The organism is Serratia myotis (assembly GCF_027474885.1).
Lineage (GTDB): Bacteria > Pseudomonadota > Gammaproteobacteria > Enterobacterales > Enterobacteriaceae > Serratia > Serratia proteamaculans.
The window spans coordinates 563199-584386 of record NZ_CP099707.1; the positions used below are offsets into that span (position 1 = coordinate 563199).

The 21188-nt window shown below is 57.5% G+C and carries 17 protein-coding genes and 1 pseudogene; 12 read left to right on the plus strand and 6 right to left on the minus strand.

Annotated features, from left to right (window positions below):
• The first annotated feature begins 5 nt into the window (after window positions 1–5).
• From NHG65_RS02550 to NHG65_RS02560, 3 genes are all read left to right on the plus strand, one after another.
• Window positions 6–929 (plus strand): 3-hydroxyacyl-CoA dehydrogenase family protein, encoded by a 924-nt coding sequence (locus NHG65_RS02550; RefSeq protein WP_207977987.1) that lies wholly within the window; start codon window positions 6–8, stop codon window positions 927–929.
• A gap of 72 nt (window positions 930–1001) precedes the next feature.
• On the plus strand, window positions 1002–2396 hold the full coding sequence (locus NHG65_RS02555; protein ID WP_198404428.1) for a GntP family permease: 1395 nt from the start codon (window positions 1002–1004) through the stop codon (window positions 2394–2396).
• A 12-nt stretch (window positions 2397–2408) separates the two neighbouring features.
• Window positions 2409–3179, plus strand: coding sequence for a 3-hydroxybutyrate dehydrogenase (locus NHG65_RS02560; RefSeq protein ID WP_413478194.1), 771 nt, complete (start codon window positions 2409–2411; stop codon window positions 3177–3179).
• 26 nt (window positions 3180–3205) lie between these two features.
• Here NHG65_RS02560 and NHG65_RS02565 read toward each other — a convergent pair whose 3' ends face one another.
• Complete coding sequence (locus NHG65_RS02565; RefSeq protein WP_499182914.1) at window positions 3206–4024, minus strand: AraC family transcriptional regulator; 819 nt, start codon at window positions 4022–4024, stop codon at window positions 3206–3208.
• Window positions 4025–4138: 114 nt separating this feature from the next.
• On the opposite strand from NHG65_RS02565, the gene NHG65_RS02570 reads away from it, so the two are divergent.
• The 8 genes from NHG65_RS02570 to NHG65_RS02605 all read left to right on the plus strand — a co-directional run bounded on the left by NHG65_RS02570 (window position 4139) and on the right by NHG65_RS02605 (window position 13164).
• Window positions 4139–5017: a helix-turn-helix domain-containing protein gene (locus NHG65_RS02570; RefSeq protein ID WP_207977977.1), complete on the plus strand. Its 879-nt coding sequence runs from the start codon at window positions 4139–4141 to the stop codon at window positions 5015–5017.
• A gap of 166 nt (window positions 5018–5183) precedes the next feature.
• Window positions 5184–6104, plus strand: a complete 921-nt coding sequence (locus NHG65_RS02575) for a L,D-transpeptidase family protein (RefSeq protein WP_207977975.1) — start codon at window positions 5184–5186, stop codon at window positions 6102–6104.
• Between the two features lie 396 nt (window positions 6105–6500).
• Complete coding sequence (locus tag NHG65_RS02580) at window positions 6501–7493, plus strand: Rpn family recombination-promoting nuclease/putative transposase (RefSeq protein WP_499182915.1); 993 nt, start codon at window positions 6501–6503, stop codon at window positions 7491–7493.
• Between the two features lie 296 nt (window positions 7494–7789).
• Window positions 7790–8197: an ExbD/TolR family protein gene (locus tag NHG65_RS02585; RefSeq protein WP_012005055.1), complete on the plus strand. Its 408-nt coding sequence runs from the start codon at window positions 7790–7792 to the stop codon at window positions 8195–8197.
• A 1-nt stretch (window position 8198) separates the two neighbouring features.
• Complete coding sequence (locus tag NHG65_RS02590) at window positions 8199–8939, plus strand: energy transducer TonB family protein (protein ID WP_499182916.1); 741 nt, start codon at window positions 8199–8201, stop codon at window positions 8937–8939.
• Window positions 8940–8978: 39 nt separating this feature from the next.
• Window positions 8979–11222, plus strand: a complete 2244-nt coding sequence (locus tag NHG65_RS02595) for a TonB-dependent receptor family protein (RefSeq protein ID WP_499182917.1) — start codon at window positions 8979–8981, stop codon at window positions 11220–11222.
• A gap of 48 nt (window positions 11223–11270) precedes the next feature.
• A complete protein-coding gene (locus NHG65_RS02600) occupies window positions 11271–11921 on the plus strand; it encodes a MotA/TolQ/ExbB proton channel family protein (protein ID WP_112349051.1) in 651 nt (216 codons plus the stop codon).
• Entirely contained in the window at window positions 11914–13164 is a 1251-nt protein-coding gene (locus NHG65_RS02605) for a phospholipase D-like domain-containing protein (RefSeq protein ID WP_499182918.1), read from the plus strand. The genes NHG65_RS02600 and NHG65_RS02605 overlap by 8 nt, the downstream gene beginning before the upstream one ends.
• A 29-nt stretch (window positions 13165–13193) precedes the next feature.
• Here the strand turns inward: NHG65_RS02605 and NHG65_RS02610 are convergent, their stop codons facing one another.
• The 4 genes and pseudogenes from NHG65_RS02610 to aptA all read right to left on the minus strand — a co-directional run bounded on the left by NHG65_RS02610 (window position 13194) and on the right by aptA (window position 18536).
• On the minus strand, window positions 13194–14303 hold the full coding sequence (locus tag NHG65_RS02610; RefSeq protein ID WP_499182919.1) for a DmpA family aminopeptidase: 1110 nt from the start codon (window positions 14301–14303) through the stop codon (window positions 13194–13196).
• A gap of 2 nt (window positions 14304–14305) precedes the next feature.
• Window positions 14306–15670, minus strand: coding sequence for an APC family permease (locus tag NHG65_RS02615; protein WP_219015351.1), 1365 nt, complete (start codon window positions 15668–15670; stop codon window positions 14306–14308).
• A gap of 3 nt (window positions 15671–15673) precedes the next feature.
• A pseudogene (locus NHG65_RS02620) lies at window positions 15674–17181 on the minus strand (CoA-acylating methylmalonate-semialdehyde dehydrogenase).
• A 14-nt stretch (window positions 17182–17195) separates the two neighbouring features.
• The gene (gene aptA / locus NHG65_RS02625) at window positions 17196–18536 is read right to left on the minus strand and encodes an omega-aminotransferase AptA (RefSeq protein ID WP_207977964.1); all 1341 of its coding nucleotides are present in this window, start codon (window positions 18534–18536) and stop codon (window positions 17196–17198) included.
• A 260-nt stretch (window positions 18537–18796) separates the two neighbouring features.
• Between aptA and NHG65_RS02630 the strand changes: the two genes are divergently transcribed.
• Window positions 18797–19726, plus strand: coding sequence for a LysR family transcriptional regulator (locus NHG65_RS02630; RefSeq protein ID WP_099063195.1), 930 nt, complete (start codon window positions 18797–18799; stop codon window positions 19724–19726).
• Between the two features lie 134 nt (window positions 19727–19860).
• Here NHG65_RS02630 and NHG65_RS02635 read toward each other — a convergent pair whose 3' ends face one another.
• Entirely contained in the window at window positions 19861–20988 is a 1128-nt protein-coding gene (locus NHG65_RS02635; RefSeq protein WP_207977961.1) for an iron-containing alcohol dehydrogenase, read from the minus strand.
• Between the last annotated feature and the right edge of the window lie 200 nt (window positions 20989–21188).

Below are 21188 nucleotides of genomic sequence, written 5' to 3' on the forward strand. Positions count from 1 at the left end.
AAGCTATGCATTCACCTGACTATGCAGTGCTTGGCGCCGGGCTGATGGGGATTGGCATCGCCACCCATTTCGCCCGCCATGGTCATGACATCCTGCTGTACGACCCGGATCCGCAGCGGCTGGCGGAAGTCCCGGCGGTCGCGGGCAGTATTTTGGCGGAACTGACCGACGTTGGGCAGTTTGCAGCGACGGAACAGGCGGCGGTGCTGGCGCGCCTGAGCGTGACCGGCGATCTCAATGATCTGGCCCGCGCCCGGCTGTTGATAGAGGCGATCCCGGAACGCCTGGCGCTCAAGCACGCGTTATATGAACAACTGGAAGGGCTGATTGCCGACGACGCGGTGATCGCCAGTAACACCAGCGGCCTGCCGCCGGACGAGTTGGCAGTGCGGATGATCCATCCGCAGCGCTTGCTGATCGCCCATTTTTGGAACCCGCCCCACCTGATCCCGCTGGTGGAAATTGTGCCCGGCAGCGCCACCGATCCCCGCCATCTGGCCGCGGTGCAGCAGTTACTGAGTGGCATGGCGCTGGAAGCGGTGCTGTTGGATCGCGCCGCACCGGGTTTTGTCGGCAACCGGCTGCAGTTTGCGCTACTGCGCGAGGCGCTGTACATCGTGCAAAGCGGCATCGCCAGCCCACAGGTGGTGGATCAGGTGATGCGAGCTTCGCTTGGGCGGCGCTACGCGATGGTTGGGCCGCTGGAGGCCGCCGACATGACCGGGCTGGAGACGGTGGCGGATATCGCCCGCCACTTGCTGCCAGAGTTGGCGACCGATGAAAAGATGATGGCACTGGTGGAGGAACAGCTTCGTCAGGGCAACACTGGCCAACGCAGCGGCCAGGGGTTTTATCACTGGGATGAAGCACGCAGGGAACGCATTCAACAGCGGCGGGCGCACCAACTGCGTTTCGCCCTGAAACCTTAACCGCACCCAACAACAATAATGAGTTGCTCAACATGGCTGGAGTTGTTCAGACATCAAGGGCAATAGGGAGTGATGATGAGCGTTTTGATTGCCCTGGCAGCACTGGGAGTCCTGATGCTGGCCGCTTATCGCGGCTACAGCGTGATTTTGTTTGCCCCGATAGCCGCGCTGGGCGCGGTGTTGTTGACCGATCCCGGCGCGGTCGCCCCGACCTTCACCGGGCTGTTTATGGAAAAGATGGTCGGCTTCGTCAAACTCTATTTCCCGGTGTTTCTGCTGGGCGCGGTGTTTGGCAAACTGATTGAGCTGTCCGGGTTTTCCCGTTCGATAGTGGCCGCGGCGATTAACATTCTTGGCCGTCGCCATGCCATTCCGGTGATTGTGCTGGTTTGCGCGCTGCTGACCTACGGCGGCGTCTCGCTGTTTGTGGTGGCGTTTGCGGTTTACCCCTTCGCCGCCGAGCTGTTCCGCCAGAGCGGTATCCCCAAACGACTGATCCCGGCGACGGTGGCGCTCGGGGCGTTCTCTTTCACCATGGATGCACTGCCCGGTACGCCGCAGATCCAGAACATCATCCCGACCAGCTTTTTCGGTACCAACGCCTGGGCCGCACCCTGGCTGGGGCTGATTGGCTCGCTGTTTATCATCGCGGTCGGCCTGTTTTATCTTGAACGCCAGCGACGCAAGGCGCAGCTACGGGGCGAAGGTTACGGCACCGAGTTGCTGAATGAGCCTGAAACCCCGGACAATATCAATTTGCCCAATCCGCTGATCGCCATTATGCCGTTGATCCTGGTCGGGTTGTTGAACCTGGGGTTTACCCACTGGATCCCGCAGTGGTATGGCGTTAGCCACGAGCTGACACTGCCGGGGTTGGCCAAGCCGATCACCACCGAGATCGGCAAGATCACCGCCATCTGGGCGGTGGAGGCGGCGCTGGTCTCGGGTATTCTGCTGGTGCTGATTTTTGGTTTCCGTAACGTTCGCGGGCGGCTGGCGGAGGGCAGTAAAACGGCGGTCGGCGGGGCGATTCTGGCGGCGATGAACACCGCTTCGGAATACGGCTTTGGCGCGGTGATCGCGGCGCTGCCGGGGTTTCTGGTGCTGTCGAAGGCGCTGGCGACCATCCCCAACCCGCTGGTGAACGAGGCTGTCAGCGTAACGCTGCTGGCGGGCATCACCGGCTCGGCCTCCGGCGGCATGAGTATCGCGCTGGCGGCGATGTCCGATTCCTTTATCGCTGCCGCCCACGCCGCGCAGATCCCGCTGGAAGTGCTGCACCGGGTGGCTTCCATGGCCAGCGGCGGCATGGACACCTTGCCGCATAACGGCGCGGTGATCACCCTGCTGGCGATCACCGGCCTTAGCCATCGACAAGCCTATGGCGGCATCTTTGCCATCACCCTGATCAAGAGCGCCGCAGTGCTGTTTGTGATCGGCGTGTTCTACCTGACCGGCATTGTTTAAAGGAGCGATAACATGAATTTACAAGGTAAAACTGCACTGGTGACCGGTTCGACCAGCGGTATCGGTCTTGGGCTGGCCTCCAGTCTGGCCGCCGCGGGCGCCCAGGTGATCCTCAACGGTTTTGGCGAAGTGGAGCAGGCGAGGGCACATATCGCGGGTTTGGGCGCTGCGCCCGGCTACCACGGCGCGGACCTCAGTGATCCGCAGCAGATTGCCGACCTGATGCGCTATGTCGAGCTGGAGTTCGGCGGCACCGATATTCTGGTCAATAACGCCGGTATTCAGCACGTTTCTCCGCTGGAATCCTTCCCGGCCGACAAGTGGAATGCGATTATCGCGATTAACCTGTCGTCAGTGTTTCACACCAGCCGTCTGGCGTTGCCGGGCATGCGAGAGCGCGGCTGGGGGCGCATTATCAATGTTGCCTCGGTGCACGGGCTGGTGGCGTCCAAAGACAAGGCCGCTTATGTGGCGGCCAAGCACGGCGTGGTGGGGCTGACCAAGACCATTGCGCTGGAAACCGCCCGCAGCGCGATTACCTGTAATGCCATCTGCCCCGGCTGGGTGCTGACGCCGCTGGTACAGCAGCAAATTGACCAGCGGATTGCCGCCGGAACCGATCCACAGCAGGCGCGCAATGACCTGCTGGCGGAGAAACAGCCTTCGCAAGAGTTTGTGACGCCGGAACAACTGGGCGAACTGGCGTTATTCCTGTGCAGTGACGCGGCGGTGCAGGTGCGCGGGGCCGCCTGGAATATGGATGGCGGCTGGTTGGCGCAGTAACTTTTTAGTTGGGGCAGTGTTCGTCATTACATGACGATCCCGGTCCCTTGTGCCCGATCCGCTGCGTTTTTCTCCGCCAGATAACGCGCCGGGGGTTTGCCTACCGCTTTTCTGAACATGGTGACAAAGCCGCTGGCACTCTCGTAACCCAAATCCAACGCCACGCGCTGCACGCTATCGCCCTGGGTCAGCCGTTGCAGCGCCAATACCACGTGCAATTGTCGCCGCCAGTGACCAAAACTCATGCCCATTTGCTGTTGCAGCGTGCGGTTGAGCGAGCGTTCGCTCATGCCAATACGCTGCGCCCATTGGCTGAGCGTCGCCTTGTCTGCCGGGTTGGCCAACAGGCGCTCGGTTAACTGACGAATGCGTGCATCATTGGAGACCGGCAGGTGCAGGTTCTCAACCGGCGCTTTGACCAATTGATCCAGCAACACGCTGGCCAGGCGTCCTTCGGGCCCCTGTTGGTCGTACAGCTGTTCGAACCCGCTGGCCTGGAACAGCAGCTCACGCAGCAGTGGGGATACCGCCAGTGTGCAGCATTGGGTTGGTAACCCGGCGATAGCATCCTGATCGACAAACAGGCAGTAGCATTCGCTGGCGCTGGCCCCTTGTGCGTTATGCAGCACATTGCTGGGCATCCACAGAGCACACTGAGGCGGCACCAGCCACAGACCGTTTTCCACCTCGCAACGGACCATACCGCGCACCGTATAAATCAGCTGTGCCTTGCGGTGTCGGTGATGGGTGATCTCCCAATCTTTATCAATGGTGGAACCCTGCACGGCAAAAATGGCGCGCGGCACCTGATCGATATCGAAACGAGGCTCGGTGATAAAGGTCATGAGAATAATTCTCAGTTTGGCGTAATTGAAAAACATTATGTCCTGATTGTGCAATGTGGTCTAGCGCGGCGACCGATACAGTGAGCGCTGGTTTTCGCACTCTGAGGAAGCGGTATGTATCAGCAACAGGTGATTACGGCACTGCTGGCCTGGATCGAGCAAAACCTCGACCAGCCGCTGACGCTCGATGATATTGCGGCTAAATCAGGTTATTCCAAATGGCACCTGCAGCGGCTGTTTAAAGAGTTAACCGGCGAGATCCTGGGAACTTACGCCCGGCGCAGAAGACTGACGGCTGCCGCACGTGAACTTCGGCTCACCAGCCACGGTGTGGCCTTCATTGCCGACAAGTACCAGTTTGACTCTCAGCAGACGTTCACTCGCTGTTTCAAAAAGCAGTTCGGTATGCCGCCGGCCGGTTACCGCCGCAGTACGGACTGGTCAGGACAGGGGATGCAGCCGCCGCTGCGGCTGATGGAAGGGCCATTGCCGCAGGCGGAGATCATTACGTTGCCGGCGATGCAATTGGTCGGGTGTACCCAGCACCGTAGCTGTACGCTGGGGCAACTGCTGCATTCGAAAAATGAGCTGCGTCAGCACGCCTGGCGTCAGATGCTCCCCATGGAGACCGAGTCGTCGTCGGTGGTCTATGGTCTCACCAGCCTGGAGGCAGACAGCAGGCTACGCGGTGGGCAACGCATGGCTTATACTCTGGCACTGGCGGACGAGCGAGCGGAAGGCGAAGCTGTCCTGATCGAGCAGGGCGATTACGCCAGCTTTGCCTATCAGGGGCAGGTAGAAGAGTTACAAAACTTTATCGCCCGCCTGTACGACACCGCGATGCCAATGATGAAAGCCGTTCGGCGGCCGGGTAAGGATATCGAGCGTTTCTATCCCGCGGCAGGTGACGTTTGTAGCGCCGGCGGCACGGCGATCCGCTGTGAATACCTGATCCCCATTCGCAGAATATCACCGGCAATCGCCGCGCTTTAGCGGCGGTTTTCACAGTTACACCTCTTCGTGCCGCACCAGGTTACAAAAAAGTTCGATATTGCGCCGGTAATGTTTCACACTTAGGTCGATGTGCACATATAATGCGCATCCGGTCATTCATGGCCGAAATAACCTATAACTGCCAGTGGCCACAACCAACACGAAGATGAAAATGAGCATTCGCGCGTTACTAACCCTGTTTACGGCACTGGTGGTATTCAGCCAAGCTGCCTTCGCCGTTGTCTATCCTTTACCTGCCAAAGACAGCCGTCTGGTGGGTGAGAACATCCAAATCACCGTACCGGAAGACAGCAAGCTGCCGCTGGAGAGCTTTGCCGCTCAATACCAGATGGGCCTGAGCAATATGCTGGAAGCCAACCCGGGTGTGGATCCGTTCCTGCCGAAGGCCGGCAGCACCCTGACCATCCCACAGCAGTTGATCCTGCCGGACGCTCCGCGTGAAGGCATTGTCATCAACAGTGCCGAGATGCGTCTGTACTACTACCCGAAAGGCACCAACACGGTGATCGTGCTGCCAATCGGTATCGGCCAGTTGGGCAAAGACACCCCGTTGAACTGGACCACTACCGTGCAACGTAAGAAAGACGGCCCAACCTGGACGCCAACCACCAAGATGCGCGCAGAATATGCCGCTGACGGTGAGATCCTGCCTGCGGTATTCCCGGCCGGTCCGGACAACCCTATGGGTCTGTATGCACTGTACGTCGGTCGTCTGTACGCGATCCACGGCACCAACGCCAACTTCGGTATCGGTCTGCGCGTAAGCCACGGCTGTGTGCGTCTGCGTGCTGACGACATCAAGTTCCTGTTCGACAACGTGCCGGTCGGTACCCGCGTGCAGTTCATCAACGAGCCGATCAAAGCCAGCGTTGAGCCGGACGGTTCCCGTTACCTGGAAGTGCACAACCCACTTTCCGCTAACGAAGAACAGCTGAAGTCGAAAGATCCGGTGCCATTGACCATCTCTGCGCCAGTGGGCAAAGTGATGATGGATGCTGCCGTTAACCAGAGTGAAGTGGACGCGGCGATGAAAGCCCGCTCCGGTATGCCGGTTAAAGTGAACTGATTAAATCAGTGCTGCAAACAAGACGCCTGCGGGCGTCTTTTTTTATGGCTGTTATTTGAAACAAAAAGATTTATCTCTCAAGTAAGTAAATTGTCGCCCGGTGGAAAGGGTAGTTATATTTTAAATGTTTCTTACCGTTGGGTGATATTTATATAACAAAGGTGAACAACCATGATTAACCTATTTTTAAATAATATAATCATGCTGATTTAATTCAGGTTAATACATTTATTTCTAGAATTAACTTTTAAAGTTTATCTATATTTCCATTTTAATTCATGGTGTTATCTCGCATTAAGTTCTGTGTTACACGTTCATCTTACCATGGTCGATAATATAACCCGGCAGTTGCTTATGATAGTGTGGAATCAAATAATACGCAAAGGCTATCTGGGAATGAAAAAGAAAAACAAAACGCCAACGCCACACGATGCGGCATTTCGTCAATTTTTGACGCAGCCGGAGATTGCCCGCGATTTTATGGAGCTCCATCTTCCGCCAGAACTGCGTGCCATCTGCGACCTCAGTACGTTGAAACTGGAATCCGGTTCTTTCGTTGAAGATGACCTTCGCCAGTATTTCAGCGATGTGCTCTACAGCCTGAAAACCACTACTGAGGATGATGGTTATATCCACGTACTTATTGAGCATCAGTCTACCCCCGATAAACACATGGCTTTCAGGCTAATCCGGTATGCAATAGCGGCTATGCAGAGACACTTGGATGCCGGTCACAAAAAACTGCCGTTGGTGATACCTGTCCTGTTTTATACCGGCAAACGCACTCCTTATCCTTATTCCACCAACTGGCTGCGGGAGTTTTACGATCCGGAACTGGCGGGAAAACTCTATACAGCCGAATTTCCGCTGGTTGATGTGACGGTTATCCCTGATAACGAGATCATGGACCATCGCAGCATGGCCGCACTGACCTTGCTGCAGAAACATATTCGGCAACGAGACCTGGCAGAGCTGACTGACAAACTTGCCACCATCCTGCTGAGTGGCTATCTGTCTTCGCCACAGGTGATTTCGCTGGTACACTATATTCTTCTGGCCGGAGAAGCGTCCGATGCTGAAGCCTTTGTACGCGAATTGGCACTGCGGGTACCGCAACATGGGGATGAACTAATGACTATTGCACAACAGCTTGAACAGAAGGGCATCGAGAAAGGTATCGAAAAGGGCATCGAGAAAGGTATCGAAAAGGGTATCGAGAAAGGTATAGAGAAAGGTATTGAGAAAGGTATTGAGAAAGGGCGTCAAGAAGGCGTGCTTGAAGGAAAGCTTACCGTTGCCCGCGCCATGCTGGCGAACGGCATCGACCACGACTCGGTAATGAAAATGACCGGTTTGACGGCCGATGACCTGGCACAAATCCGCCATTAATTGTGTGAACTCCTCCTCCGAAGTCCTGATGCAAAAGCACGGTCTGAAGATCTTGCTATAAAGTGTCAGGATAATCACAAACTACCTGCCTATGCATTAACCGTTATAAGTTCCCCGTCGTCATTATTCCATTAAAAATCATATCCAATTAACCAGTTATAAAACCCCTCTGACCCGTTACCCGCTGGGAAAATTCTCTCAAATGATGTGCGTTGTGAAAATAAGATCACACAAGCGTAACAAAAGGTAAACATAGGCTCTCTATATTGGCTGCTTTGCTTTTGGGAGGGAGTGCCATGCGTAACTGGAACGAGCCGAAAAAGAACAAAGCGCACATCGAACTGATCCCGATGATCGACGTGATGATGTTTTTGCTGGTGTTTTTTGTGTTGATTAGCCTGAACGTGATCCCAGCCCTTGGGCTGAAAACCCAGTTGCCGTCCGCCGGCAGCGCCCAGCAGTTGAAACCACAGAAGAAGGCGATCATTACGCTGGGTGCTGAAGATCAACTGCAACTCGACGGTCAACCGCTGGCGCTCAGCGCATTGGTCAGCACGCTGAAGCAACAGCAGCAGGAAAACCAGACCACCACCATTATCGTCAACAGCGACAAAGGCGTCGCGGTAGAGCGGCTGGTGGCGGTGATGGATAACCTGCGCCAGGGCGGTTTCTACTCCGTCTCTATCGCCACACGGAAGCTGTGACATGTATCTGCTCTATCGTTCACGTCACCTTTTCAGCTGGTTACCGGCGTTGATCGTCGTGGGCTGCGTGCTGTTTGCCAGCCAACAGGCGGCGCTGAAAATTCAGCCGCGCTATGACGAAACCACCATGGAGCTGGCGCTGGTCGAACCGGATCCTGAACCTCAGCCGGAACCACCGGTGGAAACCCCACCACAACCCGAACCCCCGCCGCCGGAGCCGGAAGCTATTCCTGAGCCGGTCGTACCGGCCCCGGAGCCGATTATCGAAGCCAAGCCGGTGCCCAAGCCGAAACCCAAGCCCAAACCGGTGAAAGAAAAAGCCAGGCCGGTGGAAAAGGCCAAACCCGTCGCGGCCCCAACCGCCCCCAGAGCATTGGTCAGCAAGCCGGCGACACAACCTACTCCGGCAGCCCCGGCAGCCCCGAAAGTGAATACGCAGGCGATCGAAAACGGTTATCTGCAGGCGTTGCGTCGTGAGCTGGAGCAGCGCAAGCGCTACCCCAGCGGTCGGCAGGCATCGCTTGAACGGCCCCAGGGCAACGTCGAAGTCTGGCTGGAGGTCGATCGCAGCGGTCGGGTGCTCTCGTCCGGCATCGCCAATAAGGCCACCAGCATGCTGCTTAACCGCGCGGCGCTGAGCAGTCTGCAAAGCATCAGCCAGGTGAAGCCGTTCCCAAGCGAGGCTTTCAACGGGCAAACAACAAAACGATTTTCAGCCACGTTCAATTATCAGGCTCCTTGATGCCTGGCATAACAGTTTGATTTTTATGGGATGGAAACAATGAAATCTTTCAATCGATCTGGGATTTATCTGGCAGTGATGTCGGCGATATTGCCGGGTACGGCGCTGGCGGCGGACTCGACCGACGTCGGTACCATCAATGTCAAAGGGCAGTCGCTGGGTGGTGGCATGATGGTGCAGGACGACAGCGCCAAGTCGCGCTCTACCGTCACCAAAGAGGCGATGGATAAAATGCCGGCGGCGGCCAACGCCATCGACAAACTGAAATACACTCCGGGCCTGAACGTCAACAGTAACGACGCCAGCGGCCTGAGCGGCGTTGATTACACCATGCGCGGCATGAACTCCGATCAAATCGGTCTGTCGATGGACGGTATTCCGATCAACGACTCCGGCAACTATGCGGTGTACCCGAACCTGCTGGGCGATTCGGAAAACCTGGAAGAGATATTCGTTACCCAGGGTTCCTCTGAGGTGGACGGCCCGCATATCGGTTCCAGCGGCGGTAACATCGGGATGGTGACGCGCCGTCCGGCGAAAGATTTCGGCGGCTTCATCAAACAGACGCTGGGCAGCAACAACCTGAGCAAAACCTTTGCGCGTCTGGAGACCGGTGAGTACAACGGCTTCAGCAACTGGATCTCCTACTCACACACCGAGGCGAAAAAGTGGCGCGGGGAAGGGCGCGAGTACTCCAACAAGTTCGAAATGAACTCGTTGTATGAGGACGGCAACGGCAACAGCAGCAACCTGATCATGAAGTACAACCAACAGAATAACGTCAACTACAGCACCCTGAGCAAGGCGCAGTTTGAAAATGACGGCCGCTATGCCAACGACTACTCTGCTACGCCGGAATACAACAGCAAGGGCCAGTTGAACAAGTACTACAAACTTAACCGTAATCCGTTTGACACCTTCACCCTGTCATTCACCCAGAAGCTGCAACTGCGTGACAACCTGGCGTTGACCCTGCAACCCTATTACTACTGGGGTAACGGCGGTAGTTTCAGCGGGCAAACTGCTTCGGTGCTGTCCAATACGTCGGATAAGGCCGGTCAGTACGATCTCAGTAATTTGAAGTCCAACACCTATTACCGTCCATCCTGGACCCAGACCTGGCGGCCGGGTATCACCACCAAGCTGAAGTGGGATATCAACGATCAGCACAGCCTGGATATTGGTTATTGGTATGAACGCGCGCGTCAGTCGCAGACCCAGCCGTTTATCGGCATCAAGGACGACGGTAACCCTGAACAACTCTCGGGCAAACCGGGCGGTTCCGATCAGGTGAAGGACGCCAATGGCAACACCGTGCAGGGGCGTAATCAGTACACCATCACCCCGGCACAAAAAGTGTGGCTGCAGGATACCTGGTTTGCCACGCCGGACTGGACCTTCGTCGGCGGACTGGCCTATCAGTACGTTGAACGAAAAGGGGATAACAAGGGCAGCCTGTATAACGTGCCGGAAAAGCGTGATGCCAAATACCATGAATTCCTGCCGAACTTCAGCGCCAGCTACAAGCTGAACCCGGAAAACCAGGTGTTCTACAACCTGACGCGTAACATGCGTACCCCGCCAAACTACGTGCTGTACAACGTGGGCGACTCGATCAGCACCAAACCGGAGCTGAGCTGGAACCATGAGCTGGGCTGGCGTTTCCAGCAGGAAGACATGCTGATGAGCGCCACGCTGTTCTACATGCGCTACAGCGATCGTCAAATCTCCACCACCAACCCGGCCGGTGACTACGAGATGATGAACATCGGCAACGTTGAGAACAAAGGGCTGGAGCTGGAGTGGAGCGGTCAGTTGCCGCATAACTTCAACTACTACACCTCGTATACCTACACCCAATCCAAACAGAAGAGCGACATTGTCAGCAATGGCCTGCCGTTACCGAGTAGCGGTAAAGAGGTGCCGAACGTCCCGAAAAACCTGCTCAACATGACGCTGGGTTATGACGACAGCCGTTATTACGGCAGCGTCAGTGGTAAATACGTCAGTTCGTTCTACGGTGACCTGACCAACGACGAGAAGATCGGCGGCCGCACGGTGGTCGATCTGGCGGCAGGGGTGTATTTGCCGGTGGACAAGAAGATCGTCAAGAGTGCGGCGTTGCGCTTTGGCATCAGCAATCTGTTCGACAAGGAGTACCTGACTTCGGTGCGTACCACCACCTTCAACGCAGTGCCTTATGACGGTGTGAAGGCCAGTACGCCGTACTACAACGTCGGGGAAGAACGTACCTTCAGCGTGTCGCTGGAAGCCACCTTTTAACTATTTATACCCTGCGGCCTGAAAGCCGCAGGGTTGGAGGATTGAATGATGAATGCCAATCTGTTGCACGACATTATTTTCTACGTGATGTACGCCGCGCTGGCGATAGCGCTGGTGATTATTATCGAACGCGCGCTGTATTTCGCTTATACCCAACGTCAGGCTCGCAAATTGGAGCAGGCGCTGACGCTGGATGTGCGTCGTACCGCCGATCTGCCGGATGAGCTGACCCAGCGCAACAGCCTGCCGCTGGCGGTGATCTCACCGGTATTGGAGCAAAAACACCGCGCCGGTGACCGCGAAGCGATCGGCGATCTGATCGACGCCCAGTACCTGCTGAGCAAACCGCTGATGGCGCGTGGCCTGTGGCTGCTGGAAACCATCGTTACCGCTGCACCGCTGTTGGGGCTGCTGGGTACGGTGATGGGGATTATCGAAACCTTTAAGGCGCTGGCCGCTTCCGGGGTCTCCGAGCCGAGCCTGGTCTCTGCCGGCATGGGTACCGCGTTGTACGCTACCGGGCTGGGTATCGCCATTGCGTTGCTGTGTCTGGTGGGCAACAACTATCTGCAAAGCCGCATGGAGCGGATTAACGAACTGCTGAAGGTGCTGCTGATCCGTGCCGGTGCGCCAACCAGCCGTCCGGAAAACGGCAACCGCGAGCAATGGGTTGACAGTGAGGCGCCGCGCTATGCCTAATGGCCGTCAACCACGGCGGCCGCTGGGCCGCCTTTACACTGCGTTATGGGGTAGCTGTCTGTTGATGTTGAGCCAGAGTGCGGCGGCGCGTTTTGATATTCCCGGCTATGAGTTGGTGTATACCGCGCCGGTGGAAACCGCTTTGCAGGCGGATGACCTGCGCAACACCGCCGAAGTGTGGCAGCAAATGTTTGATGCGGCGAAAACCCGCATCGATCTGGGCCAGTTCTACGTGGCGAACCAACAGGGTTCGCTGCTGGACGGCGTGCTGCAACACCTGAAGGCGGCGGGCGAGCGCGGGGTGAAAATCCGTTTTCTGATGGAAGAGAAGGGCATCCGCATCTCTACCCCTGAGACGCTGGAACAGCTAAAAGCGATCCCTAATCTGGAACTGCGCATTATTCCTTACCAGCGGCTGAGCGGCGGGATTTTGCATGCCAAATATCTGCTGGTGGACGGTGAGCAGGCGTTTGTCGGCAGCCAGAACTTTGACTGGCGTGCGTTGGCGCATATCCATGAAACCGGGCTGCGCATCAGCGATGCCGGGGTGGTCGGGCAGATCCAGGCGATCTTCGAGCAGGACTGGCAAGCGCAGGCGTTGCTGGTGGCGGATAAGCCGGTGCCGCAGCTGCCTTACCAGCCAAAGGCCGAAACGCCGCAGGGTAATTATTTGGTCGCCAGTCCACGCGCCTATAATCCGGCGGGGGTGATTGACTCGCAGGTGGAGTTGCCGCGCCTGTTGGCAACCGCCAAACAACGCGTGCGGGTGCAGGTGATGGACTACGCGCCGTTGTCTTATGGCCCGGAACACAGCCGACCTTACTACGCGGTGATCGACAACGCCCTGCGCAGCGCCGCCGCACGCGGCGTGAAGATCGAGCTGATGGTGGCCAACTGGAACACCAAAAAGCCGGATATCGCCTGGCTGAAAAGCCTGGCGGTGGTGCCGAACGTGCAGATAAAAATCGTCACTGTCCCTCCGGCCAGCAGCGGTTTTATCCCGTTCGCCCGGGTGATCCACAGCAAAATGATGACCATCGACGGCGAAACGGCGTGGATTGGCACCAGCAACTGGACCGGCGGTTATCTGGATAACTCGCGCAATCTGGAACTGGTACTGCACAGCCCGGCGATGAGCCAGCGGGTGGATAAGCTCTACAGCCAGCTGTGGGACAGCGTGTATGCCGAACCGATCAAGCTGGATTACGATTACCCGGCACCCAAACCGGGCGGCGAATCCTGATTAACTCGGGGCGCGAGATGCCCCGACCCTTAAGCTCGCCAGCCGGCTTGTTCCAGCGCGGTCAGCAACTGATCCGCGCTTAACCCTTCTGCCCGATGGCCGTTGCCGGAAACGGTATTGGCCGCCAGCAGGGCATTGATAATCGCCTCTTCCACCGCCTCGGCCGCCGCCGCAAACAGCTCGGAGATGTAGTCGTTATTCACCATCTGCAACGGGGTGGTGAAGGCCCCTTTGTTGGCGTAATCGGCAGGCGGCAGCCCGTCGTTGCCGGTAGCGAAGGCGATAAAAATATCGCCGCTCGAATCCTCGGTACCGCCGCCGGTGCGCGCGATACCGATGCTGGCACGCTGGGCCAGGCGGGTGCATTGGTGCGGCAATAGCGGCGCGTCGGTGGCCAGAGTGACGACAATCGACCCCATGCCCGGATGCGGCAGTTGCGGGGTGAATGGCGAATGAATATGCCCCAAATGACGGCCCACCGGGTAGCCACCGACCAGCAGCGAGGCACGTTTGCCGTGGTTGGCCTGCACGATGGCGCCGACCGTCCAACCGCCGCGATCGGCTGGCAGGCGGCGGGAAGCGGTGCCGCTGCCCCCCTTGAATTCATGGCAGATCATGCCGCTGCCCCCGCCGACCGCGCCTTCCTGTGGCAAGCCGTTATGCGCCGCCTGCAACGCCTGTCGTACATGCTCTGGCTTGACGTGAAAGCCGTTGATATCGTTGAGCAGGCCGTCGAAGGTTTCCATCACCACCGGCATGTTCCAGTACAGCGTCTTATCGTCGGCGGGCAGCGCTTCGCGTTCCAGGGCGATCAAAGCGTCGCGCACCACGCCGACGCTGTGGGTGTTGGTAAAGGCAATGGGGCTGGTGAGCAGGCCGGCTTCGCGGATCCACTCCAACCCGGTGGCGTCGCCGTTGCCGTTAAGCACGTGCACCCCGGCAAAACAGGGAGACTGCCGGGCCTGACCGGCACGCGGTTCGATCACCGTGACGCCGGTACGTACGCTGCGGCCATCGGCCAGATCGGTGTGGATACTGGCATGACCCACCCGGACGCCGGGCACGTCGGTGATGGCGTTCAGCGGGCCGGCAATGCCGTGGCCGATTTTAATGCCCAAATCCTGAGCGCGCTGCGACATGGTTATTCTCCTTCAATTGAGGGTTCAACGAGCGGGATGGCCTGCCGGTTGCGCAGGTAGCTCAGCACCAGACCAAAACAGAAGATGCCGGCAATGATAATAAAGTCTTTCAGGCTGCTGGCGATCAAAATTGTCCACAACACGTACAGACAGCCGATCAGTGCGATCGCCACCGGCAACGGCCACAGCGGCATCAGATACGGATGGTGGAAGTGCACACGGCGGCGACTGATCAGCGCGGCGATGGCCATGATGATGTACACCAGCAGCAGCAGGATCACGGTAAAGGAGGTCAGGTCGCCAAGGTTGGAGCAGAAGGCCAGCAGCGCCGAAGGAATGCCGAACAGCAGGGTGGCGATCCACGGTGTGCCGAAGCGCGGGTGGATTTTTTTCAGCGCGCGGTTCACCTGTGGCAGCCAGAAACCGTCACGTCCGCTGGAGAACATCATCCGGCTGAACTGCGCCACGATGGCGATAATGGCGTTGAATACCGACAGGTAAATCGCACCGCTGACCACCCGTGCCAGCGTCGGCCCGCCCAGTTGGCTGACCACGTAACCGACCGGGTCGGCCTGTTTGGCCATTTCAACCAAAGACGGCGCACCGATCAGCAGCGCGGTGAAGGGCAACAGCTCGACCAGCACCACAATCACCAGCGTCAGCATGATGGCAGTGGCCATAGGTTTACCTTGCTCACGCATGTCTTCCGCCATATACACTGCCGCGCCATAGCCGTTATAGGAAAACAGCGCCACGCCGACCATGGCGACAATCAAAGGGACGGAGACCGGGGCCAGCAGCCCTTCGGGGTTGAGCATCACCGGTGAGGTGAGTATCTCCGCACTCTGGTGCGGGTTGCTGAACCCCAGCCAGGCGATGAGGCCCAACACCGCGACCTCCACCACCAGGAAGGTGCCGGTCAACAGCGCGTTGGCCTTGATGTTGAAGATAGCGCAGGCACCGCCGATCAAAATGGTGACCATACCGGCGGTGGAGGCGTCGAACTGAGTGCCCAGGGCAGTATTTAAGTAGGGCACCGCACCGGTGGCTAAAACTGCCGGCACAAACAGCGCGGCGCTGAGGATAAACAGGTAGGTCTGCAACCCGCACAGGGTGCCGAACAGCCGTTTGATGATGCTGTATTCGCCCCCGGCGCTGGGGTGCGCGGCCCCCAATTCGGCGTAGCATAAAGCGATGGTGGCGGCGATAAAGGCGGCGATCAGAAACGAGATAAAGGCGCCACTGCCGGCGCTGGCGATGGCCAGCGGGGCAATGACGAAGATCGAACTGGCTGGCGTGACGCCGGAGGCGGTAATCATCACCACGTCGAGGACGCTGAGATTGCCTTTGAATTTATGTTCTGTCATGGCTTAACCCTGCCCGGATGGGAAACTGAAGCTGGCATATTGGGCATCGCTGGATGAGGGCCAGCGCTGGGTGATGGTTTTGCGTTTGGTGTAAAACCGGACGGCATCCGGGCCGTAGGCGTGCAGGTCGCCAAACAGCGAGCGTTTCCAGCCGCCAAAGGAGTGGTAGGCCACCGGGACCGGCAGGGCGACGTTAATCCCCACCATGCCGACCTGAATATGGCTGGAAAAGTAGCGTGCGGCCTCGCCGTCGCGGGTGAACAGACAGGTGCCGTTGCCGTATTCATGGGCATCAATCATTGCCATCGCCTCCTTCAGCGAAGCGACCCGCACCACGCCCAGCACTGGGCCGAAGATCTCTTCCTGATAAATCCGCATGCCGGGTTGTACGTGGTCAAACAGCGTCGGGCCGAGGAAGTACCCCTGGCTGATTTGTCCGTTGTCATCCCGTACCGCCAACTCTCGGCCGTCGACCACCAGGCTGGCACCTTCGTCAACGCCCTGATCGATATAGCCTTTCACCTTCTGATAATGATCGTGAGTGACCAGCGGCCCCATGTCGTTGCGGTTGTCGCTACCGGCACCCACCCGCATGTTGGCCATTTGCTGCCGCAGCCCGGCGATCAGCGCGTCGGCAGTGTCATCGCCCACGGCCACCACCAGCGGGATTGCCATACAGCGCTGCCCGCAGGAACCGAAGGCGGCCCCATCAGCGCGCTGACGCTACCGGCGATGTCGGCGTCCGGCAGCACCACCGCGTGGTTTTTTGCCCCGCCCAAGGCCTGCACCCGTTTGTTCTGGCCGCAGCCGGTGTGATAGATATGCTCTGCCACCGGCGTTGAGCCGACAAAGCTCACGGCTTTAACGCGTGGATCGTGCAACAGGGTTTCCACCGTCTCGCGGTCACCGTTAACCAGGTTCAGCACCCCGGCCGGCAGCCCGGCCTCTGACGCCAACTGGGCAATATACAGGGTTGAGGAGGGGACGCGTTCGGAGGGTTTCAGCACAAAGGTATTGCCGCAAACGACCGCCATCGGCCACATCCACAACGGCACCATCGCCGGGAAGTTAAACGGCGTGATACCGGCCACCACCCCTAGCGGCTGGAACTCACTCCAGCTGTCGATACCCGGTCCGGCGTCCTTGCTGTGTTCGCCTTTCAGCAGTTCCGGCGCATAGCTGGCGTACTCAATATTTTCGATACCGCGCTGCAATTCGCCCATGGCATCGCTGAGGACCTTGCCGTGCTCGGCGGTAATCAACTGACAGATGTGATCAGCGTGCTGCTCCAGCAGGGCTTTAAGACGAATCATGATCCTGGCCCGCTTCAGCGGCGGGGTATCGCGCCAGGCCGGATAGGCCTGCTCGGCAGCGTCGATGGCGCTTGCTACCGTGGCAGGGTCGGCCAGCAACACTTCCTGTTGTGACAACCCGGTCGCCGGATCGAATACCGGCTGGCTGCGGCTGCCGCCGGTGGCGGACTGACCGTTGATCCAATGTGCAATGGGCATGGTATTCGCTCCTGTTATTCGGTTGCGTTGATGGCGTCGCCCAGGGCGTTGATCAACGAATCGATCTGCGCCTCGCTGCTGATAAACGGTGGTGCCAGTTGCAGGGTGTCGCCGCCGTAGCGGACATAAAATCCTTTTTCCCAGCAGCGCATCGCCACTTCATACGGCCTGCGCGCCGCTTCCCCCGGTCGCGCCGCCAGCGTGATACCGGCCGCCAGACCAAAGTTGCGAATGTCGGTCACGTGACGGCAGCCCTGCAAACCGTGCACCGCCTGCTCGAAATAGGGGGCCAGTGCCTGCACCCGTTCGATCATCTGCTCGCGCTCAATGATATCCAGCGTTGCCAGCCCGACCGCACAACTGACCGGGTGGGCGGAATAGGTGTAGCCGTGCGGGAATTCGAGCAAATAATCCGGTTCATCGGTGGCCATAAAGGCCTGGTAAATCTCTGGCCGCACCACCACCGCACCCATGGGTTGTGCGCCATTGGTCACCTGTTTTGCGATATTCATGATGTCGGGCGTGACGCCGAAGGCTTCGGCACCGGTCAGGGCACCGCAGCGGCCGAAGGCGGTGATCACTTCATCAAAAATCAGCAGGATATTGTGTTGAGTGCAGATCTCGCGGATGCGTTGCAGATAGCCGACCGGCGGTACGATCACTCCGGCGGAACCGGAGAAGGGTTCGATAATCACGGCGGCAATGGTCGAGGCATCACGCAGGGTGATGATCCGGTTCAGCTCCTCCGCCAGTTCCGCACCCTGTTCCGGCATACCGCGTGAAAAGGCGTTACCCGCCAGCAGGGTATGGGGCAGATGGTCAGCTTCGGCACTGGTGCCAAAGGCTTTCCGGTTTCCGGCGATGCCACCCACTGCAATGCCGCCAAAGTTAACCCCGTGGTAGCCCTTTTCGCGCCCGATAAAGCAGGTTTTGCCCGCCTGGCCTTTGGCTCGCCAGTAGGCACGCGCCATTTTTAATGAGGTGTCCGCTGCTTCGGAGCCGGAGCCGGTGAAAAATACATAGTCCAACCCGGCCGGGGTCATGGCCTTAATTTTATTCGCCAGCTCAAAAGACAATGCATGGCCAAACTGAAACGCCGGGGAATAATCCAATTGAGAAAGTTGCCGATAAGCCGCTTCCGCTATTTCCGTGCGGCCATGGCCCAAGCCGCAGCACCATAACCCGGATAAACCGTCAAAAATTTTGCGTCCATCCTGGCTGGTATAATAAACGCCTTCAGCGTGGCTTATCATTCTCGGGTTGGCTTTAAAATTACGATTACCGGTAAACGGCATCCAATGGGCTTCTAACCATTCACGTTCGGGTTTATTTTTAGGGTGATTTAATTCAGCCATTTTTCCCTCCGGGGGGGAGAATAGGTACGGTTAATTAAATATACCCGTCATCTTTTAAGTTACAGCGTTGTTATCTGCACTCGCTCACCCCAGTTACTTACTTGAGTAAGCGCCTGGGGATGAGCGAGCTGGTCGCCTAGCCGTAACTTAAAAGCTATAGGGTATAAATAAGCGTGTTAATGAATTGTTGCCTGAAATTGACTATGTGCCGCTTCTTCACTAATGTGAATAATCAAATATCGAAACTTACTTAAGGTTTTATGCAAGTAAAAAAGCGCGCAATTTTGGGACAGTTGTCGGATATGGACCTGCGATTGTTGCGGGTATTTAAGGCGGTGGTCGACTGCGGCGGCATGAGCGCGGCCGAGCTGGAGCTGAATATCAGCCTGTCGACCATCAGCAAACATATCAAGGATCTGGAGCAACGCTTGGGGCTGACGCTTTGCCACCGCGGGCGTGAGGGGTTTGCGGTCACTGACGAAGGGCTGTTGATTTACCAGGAAACCACCAAGCTGCTGGCGGCCACCGAGGCATTTCGCCGTGGAGTAGATGACGTGCACCAGCGCCTGGGCGGGCAACTGCACGTGGCGATATTTGACCATACCGTCAGCAACCCACAGGCACACATCGGCCGGGCGATTGCTTTATTTAGTGAGCAGGCACCGGAGGTGTCTTTGCAAATGTATGTGGAGCCAATAAATACCATTGAACGTGGCGTTATTGACGGCCAATTTCAGATTGGCATTATTCCCATGCACCGCAGTGCGGAAAGTTTATCTTATAGTTCATTATTTAATGAGAGGATGTTCTTATATTGCGGCGCGCAACATGAATTATTTTCCGCTAATCACGACGAGCTGAATTGGGATCTCCTGCACAATTATGCTTTTGCTGGATTAGGCTATCACTCGCCGAATATGGAGCTGAGTTTACAGCAGCATTTGCAGCGCAAGGCGACGGGTTTTGCTCAGGAGTCTATCGCCACCTTAATCCTCTCCGGCAAGTACGTGGGTTTTCTTCCCGACCACTATGCGGCGTTTTTTGTCGCACAGAATATGATGCGGGCGATCAAGCCGGCGCTGTTCCGCTATCACTGCGAGTATTCCAGCGTACTGCGGCGCTCACCCAGCCCACAGCGGGTGGTGAAGCTGTTCCACGAATGCCTGCTGACGACTCATGGAACAGCGTGATGTTTACTGGTCTTTTTTCTTGCCAAAAATCTTGATCAGCACGCCGACCAGGATACCAATGGCGATGCCGGTAAAAATCCAACTGACGATACCCATTTCCCATCTCCCGCTATTACGTTGATCTAATTATATAATCATTCGACGCGGAAAGCGCCTTCGATCATTAGCTGCCGCTTCGGCGTGCTGTAGTCGATCAATGAGTTCTTGCTGTTGGATTTTGCCAGCGTCACCGCCAGTTCGTCGGCAGAAATCGGCAGGTCGTCCTGCCAGAAGCTGGCGATGGCGTTGCGGGTAATGAAGTCGATCAGATAGCGCTCCGGGCTGTCCTGTTGCTCGGGGAACAGACGCGCGGCGAGTTCGGCCATCAGCGCCCGTTGCTGCGGTTGTTCGCTTTGTGCCAGCATTTCGAGGAACGGCAACAGCAGGCGGCCGCAAACCTGGCCGTGGTGATAGTCACGCAATGCGCCAATCTCACCGGCAATGCCGTGGATCACCCCCAGTCCAGCAGCGCTTAGCGTCAGCCCGCCAAGGTACGAGGCCTGCATAATATTCTCGCGGGCCTGGGCGCTGCGGTTGAGCGTCGGCCAGGCGAGCAGGAAGTGGCGGATACCGGTCAGCGACATCTCGCGGGTCATGGCGTTGGCGGTTTTGGACAAGTAGGCTTCGAACAAATGGGTAAAGGCATCGATGGCACAATAGGCCAGTACCTTGTCCGGCGCGCCTTCCAGCAGTTGAGGATCCAGAATGGCGGTATGCGGCACAAAGTTGTTATGGCGCAGCGAGGCTTTCACCTTACTGAAGTGGGTGTCGGTGATCACCGCGTTCTGGGTCACTTCGCTGCCGGTACCGGCGGTGGTCGGAATGGCGATCAGCGGCAGGGTGGCACCGCTGATTTTCGTATCACCGACCTTTTCCATATAGCGCAGGGTCGGCAGCGGATGCTCCACCAAGGCGGCAAACGCTTTGGCGGCATCCAGCACGCTGCCACCGCCGATGGCCACCACCCGCTGGGCTTTACCGCGCCAGCGTGCCACCCAGGCGTCGATCTCCTGCGGCGAAGCCTCGTGGCTGACGATCTCCGTGCCGATCAGCAGCGGTGTCAGCGCGTCGGCCAGAGAGGAATATACCGCACCATTGAGGAATGAGCGGCAGCTAAACAACAGCGTCGGCTGTGGTTCGGCGGTCAGTAGCGGGATCAGTTGGCTGATACTGCCGTGGCCGAACCAGGTATGGCGGTTGGCGATCGTCAGGCTGGGGGTCATGGTCTCTCCTTGGCGCGCGAAAACCACAGCATAAGCCAGCCTCTGCGGCTGAACCACTGCTTTTCGCTGCCTTAAAAGCATCCGTTAATATATTAACCCAGCATCTCTGAGCCTGACGGCGATAATCGGGCGAAGGTGTGATTTGTTTAACATGTAAACAATTGTGCTGTTGCATTTGGCGCTATTGAGTGTTTTCTATA

Coding starts and splice junctions, on each gene's coding strand:
- NHG65_RS02550 (WP_207977987.1), top strand. CDS start 6: ATGCATTCACCTGACTATGCAGTGCTTGGCGCCGGGCTGATGGGGATT.
- NHG65_RS02555 (WP_198404428.1), top strand. CDS start 1,002: ATGATGAGCGTTTTGATTGCCCTGGCAGCACTGGGAGTCCTGATGCTG.
- NHG65_RS02560 (WP_413478194.1), top strand. CDS start 2,409: ATGAATTTACAAGGTAAAACTGCACTGGTGACCGGTTCGACCAGCGGT.
- NHG65_RS02565 (WP_499182914.1), bottom strand. CDS start 4,024: ATGACCTTTATCACCGAGCCTCGTTTCGATATCGATCAGGTGCCGCGC.
- NHG65_RS02570 (WP_207977977.1), top strand. CDS start 4,139: ATGTATCAGCAACAGGTGATTACGGCACTGCTGGCCTGGATCGAGCAA.
- NHG65_RS02575 (WP_207977975.1), top strand. CDS start 5,184: ATGAAAATGAGCATTCGCGCGTTACTAACCCTGTTTACGGCACTGGTG.
- NHG65_RS02580 (WP_499182915.1), top strand. CDS start 6,501: ATGAAAAAGAAAAACAAAACGCCAACGCCACACGATGCGGCATTTCGT.
- NHG65_RS02585 (WP_012005055.1), top strand. CDS start 7,790: ATGCGTAACTGGAACGAGCCGAAAAAGAACAAAGCGCACATCGAACTG.
- NHG65_RS02590 (WP_499182916.1), top strand. CDS start 8,199: ATGTATCTGCTCTATCGTTCACGTCACCTTTTCAGCTGGTTACCGGCG.
- NHG65_RS02595 (WP_499182917.1), top strand. CDS start 8,979: ATGAAATCTTTCAATCGATCTGGGATTTATCTGGCAGTGATGTCGGCG.
- NHG65_RS02600 (WP_112349051.1), top strand. CDS start 11,271: ATGAATGCCAATCTGTTGCACGACATTATTTTCTACGTGATGTACGCC.
- NHG65_RS02605 (WP_499182918.1), top strand. CDS start 11,914: ATGCCTAATGGCCGTCAACCACGGCGGCCGCTGGGCCGCCTTTACACT.
- NHG65_RS02610 (WP_499182919.1), bottom strand. CDS start 14,303: ATGTCGCAGCGCGCTCAGGATTTGGGCATTAAAATCGGCCACGGCATT.
- NHG65_RS02615 (WP_219015351.1), bottom strand. CDS start 15,670: ATGACAGAACATAAATTCAAAGGCAATCTCAGCGTCCTCGACGTGGTG.
- aptA (WP_207977964.1), bottom strand. CDS start 18,536: ATGGCTGAATTAAATCACCCTAAAAATAAACCCGAACGTGAATGGTTA.
- NHG65_RS02630 (WP_099063195.1), top strand. CDS start 18,797: ATGCAAGTAAAAAAGCGCGCAATTTTGGGACAGTTGTCGGATATGGAC.
- NHG65_RS02635 (WP_207977961.1), bottom strand. CDS start 20,988: ATGACCCCCAGCCTGACGATCGCCAACCGCCATACCTGGTTCGGCCAC.